Origin of the sequence: Corynebacterium frankenforstense (assembly GCF_030211955.1) — a bacterium.
Lineage (GTDB): Bacteria > Actinomycetota > Actinomycetes > Mycobacteriales > Mycobacteriaceae > Corynebacterium > Corynebacterium frankenforstense_A.
This window is the reverse complement of sequence record NZ_JASODI010000003.1, coordinates 159,017-176,433: the sequence shown is the minus strand read 5'-3', so window position 1 is coordinate 176,433 and position 17,417 is coordinate 159,017. Positions and strand designations below refer to the sequence as shown.

General features: G+C 70.8%; 14 protein-coding genes. 10 read left to right on the top strand and 4 right to left on the bottom strand.

Going from position 1 to position 17,417, the window contains the following annotated elements; translation table 11 throughout:
• Positions 1–17: 17 nt before the first annotated feature.
• The 5 genes from QP119_RS02920 to QP119_RS02900 all read left to right on the top strand — a co-directional run bounded on the left by QP119_RS02920 (position 18) and on the right by QP119_RS02900 (position 7,363).
• Positions 18–1,427 (top strand): hypothetical protein, encoded by a 1,410-nt coding sequence (locus tag QP119_RS02920; protein WP_284773581.1) that lies wholly within the window; start codon positions 18–20, stop codon positions 1,425–1,427.
• A 1-nt stretch (position 1,428) separates the two neighbouring features.
• Positions 1,429–2,985, top strand: a complete 1,557-nt coding sequence (locus tag QP119_RS02915) for a PLP-dependent aminotransferase family protein (protein ID WP_284773580.1) — start codon at positions 1,429–1,431, stop codon at positions 2,983–2,985.
• A gap of 211 nt (positions 2,986–3,196) precedes the next feature.
• The gene (locus tag QP119_RS02910) at positions 3,197–4,321 is read left to right on the top strand and encodes an acetyl-CoA C-acyltransferase (protein ID WP_284773609.1); all 1,125 of its coding nucleotides are present in this window, start codon (positions 3,197–3,199) and stop codon (positions 4,319–4,321) included.
• A gap of 60 nt (positions 4,322–4,381) precedes the next feature.
• Positions 4,382–6,670 carry a 3-hydroxyacyl-CoA dehydrogenase/enoyl-CoA hydratase family protein gene (locus tag QP119_RS02905; protein WP_284773579.1) on the top strand — a complete coding sequence of 763 codons (2,289 nt, stop codon included), beginning with the start codon at positions 4,382–4,384 and terminating at the stop codon, positions 6,668–6,670.
• A 105-nt stretch (positions 6,671–6,775) separates the two neighbouring features.
• Positions 6,776–7,363, top strand: coding sequence for a TetR/AcrR family transcriptional regulator (locus QP119_RS02900; RefSeq protein ID WP_284773578.1), 588 nt, complete (start codon positions 6,776–6,778; stop codon positions 7,361–7,363).
• 7 nt (positions 7,364–7,370) lie between these two features.
• Here the strand turns inward: QP119_RS02900 and QP119_RS02895 are convergent, their stop codons facing one another.
• From QP119_RS02895 to QP119_RS02880, 4 genes are all read right to left on the bottom strand, one after another.
• Positions 7,371–8,978 carry a class I adenylate-forming enzyme family protein gene (locus QP119_RS02895; protein WP_284773577.1) on the bottom strand — a complete coding sequence of 536 codons (1,608 nt, stop codon included), beginning with the start codon at positions 8,976–8,978 and terminating at the stop codon, positions 7,371–7,373.
• A gap of 11 nt (positions 8,979–8,989) precedes the next feature.
• Complete coding sequence (locus QP119_RS02890; protein ID WP_284773576.1) at positions 8,990–10,567, bottom strand: acyl-CoA synthetase; 1,578 nt, start codon at positions 10,565–10,567, stop codon at positions 8,990–8,992.
• A 42-nt stretch (positions 10,568–10,609) separates the two neighbouring features.
• Complete coding sequence (locus QP119_RS02885) at positions 10,610–12,007, bottom strand: MFS transporter (protein ID WP_284773575.1); 1,398 nt, start codon at positions 12,005–12,007, stop codon at positions 10,610–10,612.
• 123 nt (positions 12,008–12,130) lie between these two features.
• The gene (locus QP119_RS02880; RefSeq protein ID WP_284773574.1) at positions 12,131–12,592 is read right to left on the bottom strand and encodes a MarR family winged helix-turn-helix transcriptional regulator; all 462 of its coding nucleotides are present in this window, start codon (positions 12,590–12,592) and stop codon (positions 12,131–12,133) included.
• Between the two features lie 202 nt (positions 12,593–12,794).
• On the opposite strand from QP119_RS02880, the gene QP119_RS02875 reads away from it, so the two are divergent.
• The 5 genes from QP119_RS02875 (at position 12,795) to pcaH (ending at position 17,401) form a co-directional block, all read left to right on the top strand.
• Positions 12,795–13,718: an SDR family oxidoreductase gene (locus QP119_RS02875; RefSeq protein WP_284773573.1), complete on the top strand. Its 924-nt coding sequence runs from the start codon at positions 12,795–12,797 to the stop codon at positions 13,716–13,718.
• 5 nt (positions 13,719–13,723) lie between these two features.
• Positions 13,724–14,662, top strand: coding sequence for an amidohydrolase family protein (locus tag QP119_RS02870; protein WP_284773572.1), 939 nt, complete (start codon positions 13,724–13,726; stop codon positions 14,660–14,662).
• The gene (locus QP119_RS02865) at positions 14,655–15,833 is read left to right on the top strand and encodes an acyl-CoA dehydrogenase family protein (RefSeq protein WP_284773571.1); all 1,179 of its coding nucleotides are present in this window, start codon (positions 14,655–14,657) and stop codon (positions 15,831–15,833) included. Before QP119_RS02870 ends, QP119_RS02865 begins: the two co-directional genes overlap by 8 nt.
• Before the next feature lie 57 nt (positions 15,834–15,890).
• Entirely contained in the window at positions 15,891–16,355 is a 465-nt protein-coding gene (locus QP119_RS02860; RefSeq protein WP_284773570.1) for a MaoC family dehydratase, read from the top strand.
• Between the two features lie 341 nt (positions 16,356–16,696).
• Positions 16,697–17,401, top strand: a complete 705-nt coding sequence (gene pcaH, locus QP119_RS02855) for a protocatechuate 3,4-dioxygenase subunit beta (protein WP_284773568.1) — start codon at positions 16,697–16,699, stop codon at positions 17,399–17,401.
• The last annotated feature ends 16 nt before the right edge of the window (positions 17,402–17,417 follow it).

Below are 17,417 nucleotides of genomic sequence, written 5' to 3'. Positions count from 1 at the left end.
CCGGTACCGTCGCAGGTATGTCGCTCTTCTACCCCGCATCCGCCCTGGAACGGGTGCCCCGCGACGTCCGGGACGACACGGCGCTGGCCCTGGCCGTCGACCGGGTGGTCCGGGAGCTGTGTGCGCCGGATCCGTTCCTCCCCGAGCAGGTGCGCGTGCTCTTCATCCTCGGTGACAACACCCTGGCTGCGGCCGTGCGCGGCGGGGCGCGCCGGCTGGTCGAGGCGGGCATGCCCGTGGACGTCTGCGGCGCCGTGGCCGGTGAATGCCACGGTTTCCCGCCGGTCACCGGGGAGGGCTGGACCGAGGTCGGGGCGCGCGTGCTGGATTCCGAGCCCGTCGCGGTGGGCTACCGCCTGATCGTGGAGAACCTCGGACCCGGCCCGCTCAGCCCGGTGCAGGCCGACCTCTTCGACGACGCGCGCAGCCAGCGCACCCGGGTGCTCTCGGTGGGCACGCCCGCCGGCGTCGACCCGCACGAGGCCTCCGTGCCTGAGCCGGAGATGGTGCACAAGCGCGGTTTCGGCGAACCGGACGAGCCGATGGCCCACGGCGTCCTGGACCGCCACGTCACGGCCACGGTCACGCTCGCGGCCGGCCACCGCACCGCCGTGCACGTGCTCTCCCCGTACTGCGGCCAGGTGGTCGCGACCGCCGACTCCGGCCTCCCGCCCGGCCGGTGCCCCGGCGACACGGTGTTCCACTACCGGCGGGTGGCCGCCGGCGACGCCCCGCTGGAGCGCCCGCTCGACCTGCCGCCGGCGCCGCAGACCCTCGAGCGGCGGGCCGTGATGGCCGTGGCCGACACCGGGGCGCCCGGCCGGCTGCGGGCGCGCGCCGCGCTGTCCGCGGGGGCGGCCCGGGTGCACTGCCCCGAGGACGTCGAGGGCGCCGAACCGCCGGGCCCGGCCCCGCAGGCCGCCCCGGTGACCGTGCGCGGCGACGAGATCCGCACGGAGCACGGCGCCATCCTGCTCGAGCACGCGGAGCCCTCGGTCCGCACCTTCCGGGACGCGCTCGAGCGTGCCGACGCCGAGGACGCGGCCGTCGTCGTGCCCGGCCGGCGCGCGATCGTCGCCCTGCCCGGCGGGCGCGGCTCGGTCATCGACGCCAGCGTGCCCTGGGGCGAGCTGCCCGGCGGGCGCGACGTGCTCGCCGGCCTCGTCGCCGCGCGCGTGGCCGCCCACGACCCCGGCTACGACGACTACCTGGACGCCTACCCGCGCCTGCGGGACCACCTGGAGCGGGCCGGCGAGCTGCGCGGGCCGTACGCCCGGCCGGTGCTGGAGGCCGTGGGCCTCTACCAGCTGGCGGCGGGCCTGGCCGCCGACGGGCTGCCCACCACCGCCGGCGCCGTCGTCGACCACGTGCGCGCCGCGTGGCGGATCGCACGGGCCGGCGCCCGAGACCGCGGGGCACGGTACTGAGATGACCGCCGATCCCGCGCTCCCGGCGGGCACGCTGCCGGGCCGCATCGTCGAGGAGGTCCGCGCCCGCATCGCCGCCGGCTCCCTGCGTCCGGGTGACCGCCTGGACTCCACCCGCGTGGCCGCCGCGCGCCACGGCGTCTCGCGCGGCACGGTCGTGGCCGCCTACGAACAGCTCACCGGCGAGGGCTACCTGGTGACCTCACGCTCGGGCACGCGCGTCAACCCGCGCTTGCCGGACCTCTCGCTCACCTCGGTCCCCGGCGCCGCGCCGCGGGACGCCGCCGCGGACCCGCAGCCCGTCGCGGACCCCGCGCACGACGGGGACGACTTCTCCGCGGGCGCCCCGCCGTCCGGCCGCCGCACCGGCGCCGCGGCGCCGCTGCTGCTGACCCCCGGCGTGCCGGACACCGCGCCGCTGACCTCCACCGCGTGGCGCCGGGCCTGGCGCTCGGCCGCCGCCGACCCCTGCCTGGGCTACTCCGCGCCCGGCTCGCCGCGCCTGGTCGCCGCCATCGCCGAGCACGTCCGCCTCTCGCGCTCGATCGCCGCCGGCCACGTGGTGGTCACCGCCGGCGCGCGCGACGGCATGCGCCTGGTGCTCTCCGCGCTCGCCGCCCGAGGCGCCGACGATGCCCCGGCCGGCGCCCCGACGCGCCGGCTCACCGTGGCCGTGGAGAACCCCGGCTACCCCTCCCTGCGCGCCGTGCCCGAGCGCCTCGGCCACCGCGTCGTGCCCGTCGGGGTCAACGCCGGGGGAGTGGACCTTGCCGCCCTCGACACGCTGCGCCCGATTCCCGACGCCGTGCTGGTCACCCCCTCGCACCAGTACCCGCTGGGTGCGGCGATGTCGGCCGAGCGCCGCTTCGCGCTGCTGCGCTGGGCCGCGCGCGCCGGGGTCGTCGTCATCGAGGACGACTACGACTCCGAGCTGCGCTACGTCGGCGAGCCGCTGCCCGCCCTGGCCGGGCTGGACACCACCGGCAGCGTGGTCACCCTCGGGTCCTTCGCCAAGAGCCTGTCGCCGGGCCTCGGCCTGGGCTTCCTGGTGGTTCCCGAGCGGTTGCGCGCCGGGGTGCTTGCCGCGGCGAAGGCGGGCACGCCGGTCTCCGGGATCGTTCAGGACGCCGCGGCCAACTTCCTTATCGAGGGCGGCCTGCGCCGCCACACCGCCCGCATGCGCCGCGCCTACCGGCGCCGCCGCGACATCTTCGTCGACGTCTTTGCCGACTACCTCGACGCCCCGGGCGCGGCGACCGGCACGCCCGCCGACGCGACCGTCGGCACGGTCACCGCGCGTCCCATGGACGGCGGCCTGCACGCCGTGCTCCTCTTCGCCGGCGGCGGCGCGGGCGTGGAGTCCCGCGTGGTCACCGCCGCCCGCGCGGTCGGGCTCGGGGTGACGGCGCTGAGCGACTACTGGCGGCTCGCACCCGGCCAGGAGGGGATCGCCGGCGTGGTCGTCGGCATCGGCACGGGTAGTGAGGATCGGCTGTGCGCGGGGCTCAACCGCCTGCGCTCCTGCATCGAGGGCTGCGGGCTGCGCCCGGCCCGGTGACACCGGAATCGGTGACGTCAAACCGGTTGACGGTGGAGTGTGGCGTAGGCTACTCTCGGGCACCACTTACGAATAGCCATTCGTAATTGCAGTTCAGACCCGAAAAACCGAGGAGAACATCGTGACCGACGCGCAGACCGCCCCGCGTACCTTCGCCAAGGCCGAGGAGACCTACATCGTCTCGGCCGCGCGCAGCCCGATCGGCAGCTTCATGGGCTCGCTGTCGAAGTTCGCCCCGATCGAGCTCGGCGAGATCGTCGCCCGCGAGACGATCGCCCGCTCCGGCGCCCCGGCCGAGGCCTTCGACGCCTCCGTGGTCGCCAACGTGATCCCCACCCGTCCGCGCGACGTCTACTCCTCACGCGCCATCGCGCTGCAGGCCGGCCTGCCCGAGTCCGCCACCGCCCTCAACGTCAACCGGCTGTGCGGCTCCGGCGCCCAGGCGCTCGTCACCGCCGCCGGCCAGATGCACACCGGCGACAGCGAGCTCGCCTTCGTCGGCGGCGTGGAGGTCATGAGCCAGGCGCCCTACTCCGTCAATGGCATGCGCGCCGGCAAGCGCATGGGGGAGGGCCACCTCTCCGACTGGCTGACCGGCGGGCTGACCTGCCCGATGGGCAACGGCCACATGGGCTGCACCGCCGAAAACATCGCCGGCCGCTTCGGCATCTCCCGCGAGCGCCAGGACGAGTTCGCCCTGACCTCCCACCAGCGCGCCCGCGCCGCGATCACCGAGGGCCGCTTCGCCGAGCAGATCGTGCCGGTCACGGCGAAGTCCCGCAAGGGCGAGACCGTCTTCGACACCGACGAGCACCCCAAGGACACCTCGCTCGAGCAGCTGGCCAAGCTGCCCCCCGCCTTCCAGAAGGACGGCACCGTCACCGCCGGGAACGCCTCCGGCATCAACGACGCCGCCGCCGGCCTCGTGCTCGCCTCCGACAACGCGCTGTCCACCCACGACCTCGAGCCGCTGGCCCGGGTAGCCGGCTGGGGCATCGCCGGCGTCGACCCGGCCCACATGGGCCTCGGCCCCGTCTCCGCGGTGCCGAAGGCCCTGGCCAAGGCCGGCATCAGCCTCGACCAGGTCGACCTCATCGAGTCCAACGAGGCCTTCGCTGCCCAGGCCATCGCCGTCCAGGACGAGCTCGGCTTCGACCCGGAGAAGACCAACGTCGACGGCGGCGCCGTCGCCCTCGGCCACCCCATCGGCGCCTCCGGCGTCATCCTGACCGTCAAGCTGGTCCACCGCCTGCGCGCCACCGGCGGCCGCTTCGGCCTGGTCACCCTCTGCATCGGCGGCGGGCAGGGCATCGCCGTCGTCGTCGAGGCGCAGTAGCCCGGGCCCCGGACCCGCACCGCCCCGCCAGTCCACACCGACAGACTCAGGAGAACCGCAGTGAGCACCGACAACCAGCAGATCATCCGCACCGCCGCCGTCATCGGCGCCGGCTCCATGGGCTCCGGCATCGCCGCCCACCTGGCCAACGCCGGCGTCAACGTACACCTGCTCGACATCCCCGCCGACGAGGGCGACCGCGACGCCCGCGCCAGGGCCGGCGTCGAGCGCCAGGTCAAGCAGCGCGGCTTCATGGACCCCGAGTTCGCCGCCCGCGTCACCCCGGGCAACATCGAGGACCACCTCGACCGCCTCGGCGAGGCCGAGTGGATCGTCGAGGCCGTCTTCGAGGACCTCGACGTCAAGCACCAGACCTTCGCCAAGATCGCCGTCCACCGCGCCCCCGGCACCCCGGTCAGCTCGAACACCTCCACCATCCCGCTGGCCCAGCTGACCGAGGGCATGGACGCCGACCTGCTCGGCGACTTCGCCATCATCCACTTCTTCAACCCGCCGCGCGTGATGCGCCTCGTCGAGCTCGTCGCCGGCCCGCAGACCTCCGAGGGCACCGTCGAGCGCCTGCGCGCCATCGCCGAGCGCCAGCTGGGCAAGGTCGTCGTGGACTGCCGCGACACCCCCGGCTTCATCGCCAACCGCGTGGGCAACTTCTGGATGTCCGTCGGCGCCGCGCTCGCCCTCGACCGCGGGGTGCGCCCGGAGCTGGCCGACACCGTCTTCGGCAAGCCCTTCGGCGTGCCGCGCACCGGCATCTTCGGCCTCTTCGACTACGTCGGCCTGCAGCTGGTGCCCGCCATCTGGGGCAGCCTGCTCAAGGCCCTGCCGGAGTCCGACGCCTACCACCGCTTCGACATCTCGTCTTCGCCCGAGCTGAAGACTCTGCTGGACAAGGGGCTGACCGGGCGCACCGGGGAGAGCGGCTTCTACCGCGGCCGCGGCGAGGTCTACGACTTCGCCGCCGACGACTACCGCCCGATCGAGAAGCCGGACCCGGCCGCCGACCCGGCCGTCGGCGAGAAGACCGCCGCCGGGGTCATCGCCACCGACAGTGAGGCCGGCCGCTACGCCCGCGACGTCTACCTGCACACCCTGGCCTACTGCTGCGCGGTGGCCGACGAGATCGCCGACACCGTCGAGCACATCGACCTGGCCATCCAGCTCGGCTACGGCTGGAAGCGCGGCCCCTTCGCCCTGGCCGACGCCATCGGCCTGGACAACCTCGTCGACGCCTACGAGGCCTCCGCAGACTTCGAGACCGTCCCTGAGCTGCTGAGCAAGGCCGTCGCCGCCGGCGGCTTCTACCCGGCGGGCCCCACCGGCGAGACCGTCCTCGACGGCTCCGGGAAGACCGCCGCGCGTCTCGAGCGCGCCGGGGTGGTCACCGTCGCCGCGCTGACCGCCGACGCCGAGCGGATCGCCGGCAACGACAAGGCCGAGGTCTCCGCCCTGACCGGCGAGAACGAGGGCGTGGCCGTTTTGACCATCAACACCCCGATGAGCTCCTGCCACCCGGACGTGCTCGCCGTCTTCCGCGAGGTCGCCGGGCTCGACGGGGTGCGCGCCCTGGTCATCGCCGGCGACGACGAGCGCGTCTTCTCCGCCGGCGCGGACCTCGGCGTGCTCTCCGGGCTGGCCGCCGCCGGCGAGGAGGAGGCCTGCGCCGACCTCATGCGCGACGGCGTGCGCTCCCTGGAGGCCCTGCGCCGCGCGCCCTTCCCCGTCGTCGGTGCGGTGCGCGGCGTCGCCCTCGGCGGCGGGCTCGAGCTGCTGCTGCACACCGACGCCTCGGCCGTGCACGCCGAGACCCGCCTGGGCTTCCCCGAGCGCGAGGTCGGCCTCTTCCCGGCCTGGGGCGGCACCGCCCGCACCCTCGAGCGGGCCATCGACTCCGGCGCCGAGGACCCGCACGCCGCGGCCTTCGAGCTGATCATGTCCGCCAAGAAGATCCCGGGCGCCTTCCCGGCACGCGCCAAGGGCGTGTTGCGCCCGGCCGACCGGATCGTGCTCTCCTCCGACCACGTCATCGCCGAGGCCCTCGAGCTCGCCCGCGAGCTGGCCGGCCAGGACTACTCCGAGCCGGGCGTGCGCGACCTACCGCTGCGCCCGGCGGACGCCCCGGCGCTGGAGTGGACCGAGGGATCGGAGACGGACGCGCGCATCGGCCAGGCCGTCGCCGCCGTCTACACCGCCCGCGAGGGCGACCCGACGACCATCCCCGCCGACGAGCTGACCACGCGGGAGACCGCCGAGGCCGCGGCCGTGCTCGTGCTGCCCGCCAACGCGGAGCGCGCCGCGCACATGGCCAAGACCCGTCGGCCGCTCAAGAACTGACCGGCCCACCCCGACCACCCCGGTGGCGGCGGCGAGGTCCGCCGTCACCCCCGTCCCCGGTGGTGCCGACCGCGTCGGCGCCACCGCGAACTAGTCTGGAACACCATGGCAAACACGCGGCGCAGGGACCAGATCGCGCAGGCGGCGATGAAGCTCTTCGCCGAGCGCGGTTACCACGGCACCGGCATGGAGGACATCGCCCGCGAGTGCGGGATGCGCGCCTCCAGCCTCTACAACCACGTCGACTCCAAACAGCAGGTGCTCGCGGATCTGTGCGTCCACTGGATGGGCCGGCTGCTCGAGGTCCACGACGCCGCCGTCGCCGGCATCGGGGACCCGGCCGAGGCGCTGGCCGCCGCGATGCGCTCGCACGTGGTCTTCCACGCGCACAACGCCCGGGCGGTCAAGGTGGTCAACAACGAGATCAACAGCCTCGAGAAGGCCGACCGCGACACCGTGACCGGCCTGCGCCGCGACTACGTGGTGCGCTGGGAGAAGATCGTCGCCGCCGGCATCGAGCGCGGCGAGTTCCACGTCGAGGACCTCAAGATCACCGTCTACGCGCTGATCGACATGGGCATCGGCGTGGCCCTCTGGTTCGACCCCGCCGGGCGCCACCCGGCCGAGGACCTCGCCGAGCTCTACGCCACCGCCGCGCTGCGCCAGGTCGGCGCGGCCGTCCCGGCGGCCTAGACCCGGACTAGCCCTCGCTGTCCCAGCCCTCGCTCAGCCGCGTGCGCGCCACCTTCCCGGTGGCCGTGCGCGGCACGGCGTCGGCGACGTCGAAGCGCACCGGCACCTTGTAGTCCGCCAGCTCCGCGCCCACCCAGTCACGCAGCCGCGCCGAAAGCTCCGCGCCTGCCGGGTGCGACGCGGCGTCGGCAAGCACCACCACCGCCCGCGGCGCCTCGCCGCGCCCGGGGCGACGCCACGCGGCGACGGCGGCGTCGGCAAGCATCGGGTGCGCGCGCAGGCGCTCCTCGACCTCGGCGGGGGAGACGGAGAAGCCGTTGTGGTTGATGATCTCCTTGGCCCGGCCGATCACGGTGAGGTCCCGGCCGGTCATGCGGCCGGCGCGCACGGACCCCGCGCCGAGGCGGACGACGTCGCCGGTGCGCAGCCAGCCGTCGACGAGCGCCTCCGCCGTCGCCTCGGGCATGCCGAGGTAGCCGCAGGTCACCTGGGGCCCGCGCACCCACATCTCGCCGGCCTCGCCGGGGGAGAGCACCTCGTGGCCCGCGCGCATGACGCGCACGTCCGTGTCTTCCACGGGCGTGCCCAGCGTGGCGGGGTCGTCGACGCCGCGCACGTTGACGTGGGTGACGGGCGCGGCCTCGGTGAGCCCGTAGCCCTGGATGACCTCGCAGCCGAGCACCCCGGCGGCGCGCGCGGCCAGCTCGGCGCTGAGCGTGTCCGCGCCCGAGAGCACGACGCGCAGCGCGGAGAGGTCGACGCCTTCGGGCACGCCGTCGGCGGCCAGGCGCGCCAGGATCGCGGGTGCGACGTAGCTCCAGGCGACGTTGTGCTGCTGGTGCAGCCTCAGGAAGGTCGCGGGGTCGAAGCCGTCGAGGACGACGAGGTGGTTGCGGCGGTACAGCGTGGTGCACATCAGCACCGTGAGCCCGTAGACGTGCGCGAACGGCAGCGGCGCGGCGATCGGCCAGTCGCGCCGCATCCCGCACGCGTCGAGCGCGGCCGACATCTGCCGCACGTTCGCCACCAAGTTGGCGTGGGTGAGCACCACCGGTTTCGGCGTGCCCGTCGTCCCCGAGGAGAACGGCAGGCAGGCCGCGCCCTCGATTGCCGACGCCTCGTCGCACCCCGTGGCGGTCTCCGCGCCGTGGGCGGTGGTTGCGGTGGGCTGGCTGGCTGCGGTGGCCGCCGTGAGCTGTGCCGGGTCGAGTGCGGCTATGTGCAGGTCCCCGGCGGCGGCGCGCCCGGCGTCTGTGGTGGTCAGCAGCAGGCGGGCGTCGACGCGGTTCAGTTGGCCGGCGATCTCGGCGCGCGAGGCCTGGGCGCCGAGCGGGGTGACTGCGGCGCCGGCGGCCAGCGAGGCGAAGAAACCGACGATGAAGGGCAGGCCGTTCGGGGCGTTGAGCCCGACGACGGGGCGGGTTCGTGTATCGGTGCCTGTACCGGTGTCGGTTTCGGCGAGGCGGGCGGTGATCTCGGTGGCCGCGGCGTCGACGAGCGCGCGCAGTTCGCCGAAGGTGACGGTGCGCCCGTCGGTGGTGTCGGTGACGGCCGGGAGGTCGGCGTCCGCGGCGCTCAGGGGGCCCAGGACGAGGTGGGGGAGGGACTCGGTCACGAGCCCCCAGATTACGCCGGGGTTTTCGATTCCTCGGCATGCGAGTAGCGGTCCCGCAGCTGGTTCTTGCGGATCTTGCCGGAGGCGGTCCGCGGCAGGTGGTCGCTGAAGATGATCCGCTTCGGGATCTTGTACTTGGCCAGCCGGGTCCGGAGGTGCTCGATGATCTCGTCGGGTTCCACCTGGTGGCCGTGGCGGACCGTGACCACCGCCCACGGGACCTCGCCCCAGCGGTCGTCGGGGACACCGAAGACGGCGACGGAGGAGACCGAGTCCAGTAGCGCGATCTCCCGCTCCACCTGCGCCGGATAGACGTTCTCGCCGCCGGAGATGATCATGTCCTTGATGCGGTCGGAGATGTAGATGAAGCCGTCTTCGTCGAAGTAGCCCATGTCCCCGGTCGAGAACCAGGTGCCGTCGTTGGTCTGCTGGAAGGAGGACCGGTTAGCCTCCGGCCGGTTCCAGTAGGCCGAGATGACGTTCGGGCCCTGGAGCTGGATCTCACCCGCGGTGCCGGCGGGGACGGGGTTGCCGACCGGGTCGACGATCCTAACCTGGGTGTGGAAGACAGGCAGTCCGCTCGATCCCTTCTTGTCCAGGGAGAACTGGGCCGGCAGCGAGGTGGCGGCGGGGCCGGACTCCGTCATGCCGTAGCCCATGGTGAACCGGAGCCCCCGCTGCTCGAACGCGGAGAGAATGCGGTCCGGCACGGCCGAGCCGCCGACGGTGAGGTTGCGCAGTGAGCTCAGATCCGTGTTGTGCCAGTCGGGGTGGTCGGCCAGCATCTGGAAGGTGGTGGGCACCCCGGAGAGTGTGGTCGCCTTCCACTTTTCGACGAGCTTGAGCGCGCTGCCCGGCTCGAACTTCTCCTCGAGGACGACCGCACCGCCCTTGAGCAGGGTGGGCATGACGCCCATTCCGAGGGAGGCCACGTGGAAGATAGGGGAGACCATCAGGGCGACGTCGCTCGCGCCGTAGTCGAACTCGATGATGACGTTGATCGCGTTCCAGGTGATGTTGCCGTGCGTGATGATCGCACCCTTGGGATTGCCCGTCGTGCCCGAGGTGTACAGGATGATCGCGGCGTCCTCTAGGCTGACCTTTGTGGTCTGCCGGACGTTCCCGCCGTCGCAGATGAGCTGTTCGTACCCGGAGACGGAGGACTCCAGGCCCTGCGCGTCGACGGAGGGGTCGTCGCCGACGATGAAGATGCGCTCGACGTCGGAGTCGCGTGCCGCGTCGACAGCGAGGTCGGCCAGGCCCTCGGTGGCCACGAAGGTCCTCGACCGGGAGTCCACGAGCTGGAACTCCAGCTCTGGTGCGGCAAGCCGAGTGTTCAGCGGGACGAATACCGCGCCGACGGCGCCGCACGCGAAGAGGGTCTCCATGAACGCCGGGTGGTTTTCGCCGAGGAAGGCTACCCGGTCGCCCTGGTGCACACCCTGACGGGAGAGCGAGTCCGCCAACCGGTTGATACGCTCCTCGAGCTGCGTGTAAGTCAACGTGGCGTCGCCGTGGACGAGGGCGATGTTGTCGGGGGACTTGGCGGCGCGGCGCCGGATCCAGTCTCCGATTCCGTGGTTGATCATGATGCTCCTAGACGGGTAGTGGGGTCTGGGTCGTGCGGTGGGTCAGTGGCTGTGGGTGTGCAGGTTCACGTCCCTGCTCTCACCGGTGAGGTAGATGGCGACTGCGGAGATGATCGCCATGCCGGCGAGGAATCCGATCACCGGGGTCAGCGAGGTGCCGCCGGTACTCCCGTAGAGAGAGGCGAGGATGGTGGGCGTGAAGCCGGCGCCGATCAGCGTGGCGAACTGGTAGCCCAGCGAGGCACCGGTGTAGCGGGCGGAGGTGCCGAACTGCTCCGAGATGAAGGCCGCCAGCGGCCCGTAGACGGCGGCGTGGATCCCGAGGGCCAGCGTGAAGGCGACCAGGATCAGCCAGATGTTCTGCGTGCCCAGAAGGTTGAAGAACGGGAACAGGTACAGGACGAAGACGACGAGCCCGAGGAGGATGACGGGCCGGCGGCCGAACCGGTCCGAGAGGTGGCCGAAGAAGACGACCGCGGGGATCTGCAGGACGGAGGCGACTGCGAACGCGTAGAGCACGTGGGAGCGCTCGGCGCCCTGCTCCGCGGCGAAACTGACCGAGAATGTCGACAGCAGCACCTGCAGTGCGAATCCGGAGGCGGCGCCGAGCATGGTCAGCACCAGGGCGCGGGGGCGTCGGAGGACCTCGAACAGCGGGATCTTCGGACGGGACTGTTCGCCGGTCTCGGCCTTGGCTACGGCCGCCTGGAACACCGGCGACTCCGAGACCGCACGGCGGACGACGAGGCCCAGGATCAGCAGAACGAACGAGAGTAGGAACGGGATACGCCAGCCCCAGGCGAGGAACTCCTCCGGGGGGAGGACCGCGGCGAAGGTCCCGAGCACGAACGTGCCGAGAGCGGCTCCGGAGGGCGCTCCCGCGTTGGTGAAGGCGGCCGCGAAACCCCTGCGTCCGCTGCGGGAGTGCTCGAGCGCCATCAGAGCGGCGCCGCCCCACTCGCCGCCGACGGCGATACCCTGCGAGAAACGGAGGATCACCAGGATCACCGCTCCCATCGGGCCGATGGCGGAGGCGGGTGGGACGAGGCCGATGAGGGTGGAGGCGATGCCCATGATGAACATCGAGATCATGAGCATCTTCTTGCGGCCGACCCGGTCGCCGAAGTGCCCGAAGATCATCCCGCCGAGGGGGCGGGCGATGTAGCCGGCGGCGAATGTCCCGTAGGAGGCGATGGTGCCGGCGATAGGGTCGAGATTGGTGAAGAAGATGTGCGGGAAAACCAGCGCGGACGCCGAGGCGTAGAGCAGGAAGTCGTAGAACTCGATGGTTGATCCGAGGTAGCTCGACAGGATTACGCGCCGAGCCTCCCTGTCGTGCTTGACGCTGTCGGGGTCACGTCGGTTTCCGGCACCGGAGCGGTGCTCGACGGTGGCGGTGACGGCGGAGTCGACACTGCCCCGGGGAGTGGTTGGAGTCATCTCAGGTCCTTAGGTATGTGCTAGATCACATTGCCTAAGAAACCATAAAGCGTTGAAGTTGTCAACGGTTATCGAAGTGCAATTTTCTCCTGGAACATTGTCGTGATTCGGTTCGGAGGGGGGCTAGATGACGATCTTCATCAGGAGGGTTCGCAGCTGCTCGCGCTCGCGGGGCGTCAGCGTGTCGAGGGTGATGTCCTCTGAGGCGAGCGTTGTCTCGTGCGCGCGTCGGTAGAGGTCCATGCCGGCCTCGGTGGCGACGATGAGTCTCGAGCGCCGGTCGTTGGGGTCCGTCTCCCGGTTGATCAGTCCGCGGTCCTCGAGCTGATCCAGGATCGGCACCACCTGGCTGGGGTCGAGCTGCAGGAAAAAGGCCATTTCTCGCTGGGTGGGGCGCAGTCCCGAGGCGGCGATGGACAGGGCCGAGTACTGCCGCACCTTGAGCTTGAGAGGTTTGAGCATGGCGTTCGCCCGTGCGGATCCCCGGGCGCTGGTGCGGGCGAGGAGGAACTGGATCTCGTGTGCGAGCTCGGTTCCGAGGAAGCGTTCGGGGCCGGGGCGGCGGGTCTGGGTGTGCGTGCGCATCTGTGGCGGGGCCTTTCCTGGTGCAGGCGGGATCTGTCTCGATCCTACCGGCGGGCGGGTGGTGTGGAGGCGGGGGAACGTCCCTTGTGAGGGTCGTCCCGATCCGGGAGAAACTTTCCCAAAACGGTTGACAATCTTAACGGTTTTTGTTTGCATGTGATGTGAGCAACACGAACCCCAGAATATGAAGGAGGACCCAGTCATGTCTCTCTCCGGATCCAGTGTCATCGTCACCGGTGCCGGTGCGGGTCTCGGTAGGGCCTACGCGCTCGAGCTCGCCCGCCAGGGCGCCAAGGTCGTTGTGAACGACGTCAGCGAGGACGCCGCCGGCGCGGTGGTCGACGAGATCAGCTCTGCCGGCGGGGAGGCGGTCGCGGCGGTGGTCCCCGTGGGCGACTCCGCCGCCGCCGATCAGCTCGTCCAGACGGCCGTCGACAGCTTCGGGCGACTGGACGCGCTGGTGACCAACGCCGGCATCCTGCGGGACAAGTCCCTGCTGAAGATGACCGACGAGGACTTCGATGCGGTCATCCACGTGCACCTGCGCGGCACCTTCACCTGCGTGCGCGCCGCCTACAAGTACTTCAAGGAGAACGGTGTCGCCGGGCACATCGTCTGCATCGGCTCGCCGACGGGGCAGCGGGGCAACTTCGGGCAGACCAACTATGCGGCCGCCAAGGCCGGAATCGTCGGCATGGTCCGCACCTGGGCGCTCGAGATGAAGAAGGCGGGGGTCACCGTCAACGCCGTGATCCCCGTCGCGGCGACCGCCATGACCAAGACGGTCCCCTACTTCCGTGCCGCCGTCGAGGCGGACGAGCGCGGCGAGCCGATGCCGGACTTCTTCCGCAAGGACCTCGGTTTCGGGCCCGCGGACGACGTCGCCGGCGTCGTCGCCTTCCTGGCGTCCTCGGAGGCGGACGGCATCACCGGCCAGGTCCTCGGCGCCGGCGGTGACCGTCTGCAGGTGTGGAGCCACCCGCAGCCCGTCGCCGAGGAGTACCACGACGGTGGCTGGGACTTCTCGACCACGTCGGACCGCGGCAATGCCATCGTCAAGGAGAACCTCCAGGACGTGGGGGAGAAGTTCCCGGAGCTGCCTGACGAGCTGAAGCCGAAGGACTGAAGATCATGACGCGTACGAACGAAGGCGACGGCGTCGTGTACCGGTCGTCGGTGGACTTCGGGTCGATCGACGCCATCGACATGCACGTCCACCTCGAGGTCGACTCGTGCGGGCACAAGGCGCTGCCCGAGGACTTCTTCGAGGCCTCCGCCAAGTACTTCAAGACCGGTGAGCGCACTCCGTCGATCGACGCGATCGCCGAGATCTACCGCGAGCGCAACATGGCGGCGGTGGTGTTCACCATCGACGCACGAACACAGTTCGACCACGAGCCGAACTCGATCGACGACCTCGTCGAGGGCTGCGCCCGGCACAGCGACGTGCTGATCCCGTTCGGGTCGGTCGACCCCCGCACCGGTGCCGCAGCTCTGAAGGAGGCGCGCCGACAGGCGGAGGAGCTGGGGGTCCGCGGCTTCAAGTTCCACCCCTCGGTCCAGGGCTTCGACCCCTCCGACCGGGAGTTCTACCCGCTGTGGCGCGAGCTGGAGGAGATCGGGCTGCCGATCGTCTCGCACACCGGCCAGAACGGGATGGGCGCCGGGCTCCCCGGCGGCCGGGGCATCAAGCTGCGCTACTCGAACCCGCTGCTCCTCGACGACGTCGCGGCGGATTTCCCCGGACTGACCATCATCCTCGCGCACCCGTCCGTGCCTTGGCAGGACGAGGCGAACTCCATGGCGACCCACAAAGCCAACGTCTACATCGACCTGTCCGGCTGGTCGCCGAAGTACTTCCCGGAGTCCCTGGTCAAGCAGGCCTCCAGCGTACTCAAGCGGAAGCTCGTCTTCGGCACGGACTTCCCGCTGATCACCCCGGACAAGTGGCTCAAGGCGTTCGATTCGCTGCCCATCGACGACGCGGTGCGCCCCCTGATCATGAAGGCGAACGCCGTGCGGATCCTCGGTGAGCGGGACTCGGCGGGAGAGAGGAACGACCATGAGTGAGTTCGTGCTCGACTCGGACGTCCTCGGCTTCGCGGCCCACCTCACCGACGCCGAGCAGGCTGCGTTGACCCGTCTGCGCGAGACCCTGCGTGACGACGTCAAGCCCTGGCTCAACGACGCCTGGGACGAGGACCGCTTTCCCGGGGAGATCATCGAACCGCTGGAGGGGTTGCGTCTGATCGAACCGGAGGAACTGACGGGCGAAGGCCGGCAGCGGGAGCTGTTCACCGGGTTCCGCAGCTTCGAGCTGGCCCGGTGCGATGTCAACGTCGCCACGTTCTTCAACGCCCAGGCCGGACTCTTCCGGACGGCATGTCTCTACGGCGGGGGCGAGGAACAGGCCGAAAAACTCGGTCGCCAGGTGGCCGACTACGAGCTGCACGGTGTCTTCGCCCTGACCGAGCCGGACCACGGATCCGATGTAGCGGGCGGGCTGGCCACCTCGGCGCGCCGTCTCGATGACGGACGCTGGGAGATCAACGGCGCGAAGCGCTGGATCGGCGGCGCCTTCCTGGCGGACGTGCTCTGCACCTTCGCCCGGGACGAGGCCGACGGCCAGGTCAAGGCGTTCCTGGTGCCGCGTGAGGCCGACGGGGTGACGCTGACCAAGATCAAGCGCAAGGCCTCCCTGCGCATCATGCAGAACGCGGAGATCGCCTACACCGGCGTCGTCGTCGACGACGACGCCCGGCTCCGCAACGTCAACTCGTTCAAGGACGTCGCCGGGCTGTTGCGGCGCATGCGGGCCGACGTCTCCTGGATCGCCTGCGGGGCGACGGCCGGCGCCTACGAGGCCGCGGTCCGCTACGTCCGGCAGCGGGAACAGTTCGGGCGGCCGATCGGCAGCTTCCAGCTCATCCAGGAGAAGCTGGCGCGCACCCTCGGGCTGCTGACCTCCTCGCTGGCGATCTGCACCCGCCTCGCGCAACAGCAGGACGAGGGCGAGTACCGCGATGAGAACTCCTCGCTGGCCAAGATGGTGACCGCGGCCAACCTGCGGGAGGCGGTCGCGCTGGCGAGGGAGGTCTGCGGCGGCAACGGCATCACCCTGGACACCGACGTCGCCCGGTTCCACGCCGACGCGGAGGCGGTCTACTCCTACGAGGGCACACACGAGATCAACGCTCTGATCGTCGGACGACACATCACCGGCACCGGAGCCTTCGTCTAGGTGCCCGGGGCCAGAACAACCGAGAACCACAACAACCGAAACTGAGAGGACAAGAAGATGACTGACCCGAAGACCGTCGTTTCCTTCGAGGAGGCCAAGGAGCTGGCCGGCCGGGACCTCGGCTACTCCGAGTGGATCGAGATCACCCAGGAGCGCGTCAACACCTTCGCCGACGCCACCGAGGACCACCAGTGGATCCACGTCGACCCGGAGAAGGCGAAGGACGGGCCGTTCGGCGCGCCGATCGCGCACGGCTTCCTGACCCTGTCGCTGATCATTCCGATGTGGTCCGAGCTCTTTGACGTCGAAGGCGTGGGCACCAAGGTCAACTACGGCCTCGACAAGGTCCGCTTCACCTCGCCGGTCAAGGTGGGCAGCCGCGTGCGTCTCCATGCCGTGGTCCGGGAGGTTCAGGAGGTCAAGGGAGGCGGCCTGCACCTGGTCACCGACGGCACCATCGAGATCGAGGGGGAGGAGCGCCCCGGAGTCGTCGCGGTGTTCCTCTCGCGCTTCTACCAGTAGCGACACTCACTTCCGGAGCTTCAGGCCGGGATGCGGGCAGGGGTGACACCCGCCGTATCCCGGCCTCGACGCATCTCCGGGTCGGGCTGAACGGCACGCTCGGTGCCCGGGTGTCGGGGGCCGAAGCCTCAGGCGAGAGTGACTGGCGCCACGGAATTCGTGGCCCTAGCGGCCACCCCTAACTACCCCCTAGGGGGCGGGGTCGGGCGGGAAAGTGCAGGTGAAAAGGCTTTTGTGCAGGTCATCATGTTCGCATTGTGAACATTCGGACGCTGAGTGCACAATAGTTAGGGTGAGGTGTGGATCACTAAGAATGCTGAACGTGAAGAAAGGTGGAGGTCATGGACCAGCCCTACCTCAGCACTACCTCCGGTCTCTACGCTCCGTTGCGGTTCAGCGAGTACCGGACCACCATCCGCCGTAACCCCAACAACGATCTCCTGATCATCCCGGAGCGGATGGGGGAGATGACCGGCCCGCTCTTCGGCGAGCGCGACTTCGGGGAGATCGACAACGACATGACGCGGGCGAACGGCGGCGAAGCCATCGGCCAGCGCATCTACGTCCACGGTCGAGTCCTGGGCTTCGACGGAAAGCCCGTGCCCGACACGATCGTCGAGGCATGGCAGGCCAACGCCGCCGGCCGGTACCGGCACAAGAACGACTCCTGGCCCGCCCCGTTGGATCCCCACTTCAACGGCGTCGCGCGCACCATCACCGACGCCGACGGGCACTACCACTTCTGGACCGTCAAGCCGGGCAACTACCCGTGGGGTAACCACCACAATGCCTGGCGTCCGGCGCACATCCACTTCTCGCTCTACGGACGGCAGTTCGCCGAGCGGCTGGTCACCCAGATGTACTTCCCGGATGACCCGATGTTCTTCCAGGACCCGATCTACAACTCCGTGCCCAAGGGCGCCCGGGAGCGGATGATCTCGGTCTTCGACTACGACGAGACGCGAGACAACTACGCGCTCGGCTTCAAGTTCGACATCGTCCTCCGCGGCCGCGGTGCCACCCCCTTCGAGAACCGGGTGATCTAGCCCGGCAGGCCCGGGG

What these genes read in the sequence shown, in the direction of transcription:
- QP119_RS02920 (WP_284773581.1), top strand. Translation starts at nt 18, where the DNA reads ATGTCGCTCTTCTACCCCGCATCCGCCCTGGAACGGGTGCCCCGCGAC.
- QP119_RS02915 (WP_284773580.1), top strand. Translation starts at nt 1,429, where the DNA reads ATGACCGCCGATCCCGCGCTCCCGGCGGGCACGCTGCCGGGCCGCATC.
- QP119_RS02910 (WP_284773609.1), top strand. Translation starts at nt 3,197, where the DNA reads ATGGGCTCGCTGTCGAAGTTCGCCCCGATCGAGCTCGGCGAGATCGTC.
- QP119_RS02900 (WP_284773578.1), top strand. Translation starts at nt 6,776, where the DNA reads ATGGCAAACACGCGGCGCAGGGACCAGATCGCGCAGGCGGCGATGAAG.
- QP119_RS02890 (WP_284773576.1), bottom strand. Translation starts at nt 10,567, where the DNA reads ATGATCAACCACGGAATCGGAGACTGGATCCGGCGCCGCGCCGCCAAG.
- QP119_RS02885 (WP_284773575.1), bottom strand. Translation starts at nt 12,007, where the DNA reads ATGACTCCAACCACTCCCCGGGGCAGTGTCGACTCCGCCGTCACCGCC.
- QP119_RS02880 (WP_284773574.1), bottom strand. Translation starts at nt 12,592, where the DNA reads ATGCGCACGCACACCCAGACCCGCCGCCCCGGCCCCGAACGCTTCCTC.
- QP119_RS02875 (WP_284773573.1), top strand. Translation starts at nt 12,795, where the DNA reads ATGTCTCTCTCCGGATCCAGTGTCATCGTCACCGGTGCCGGTGCGGGT.
- QP119_RS02870 (WP_284773572.1), top strand. Translation starts at nt 13,724, where the DNA reads ATGACGCGTACGAACGAAGGCGACGGCGTCGTGTACCGGTCGTCGGTG.
- QP119_RS02865 (WP_284773571.1), top strand. Translation starts at nt 14,655, where the DNA reads ATGAGTGAGTTCGTGCTCGACTCGGACGTCCTCGGCTTCGCGGCCCAC.
- QP119_RS02860 (WP_284773570.1), top strand. Translation starts at nt 15,891, where the DNA reads ATGACTGACCCGAAGACCGTCGTTTCCTTCGAGGAGGCCAAGGAGCTG.
- pcaH (WP_284773568.1), top strand. Translation starts at nt 16,697, where the DNA reads ATGGACCAGCCCTACCTCAGCACTACCTCCGGTCTCTACGCTCCGTTG.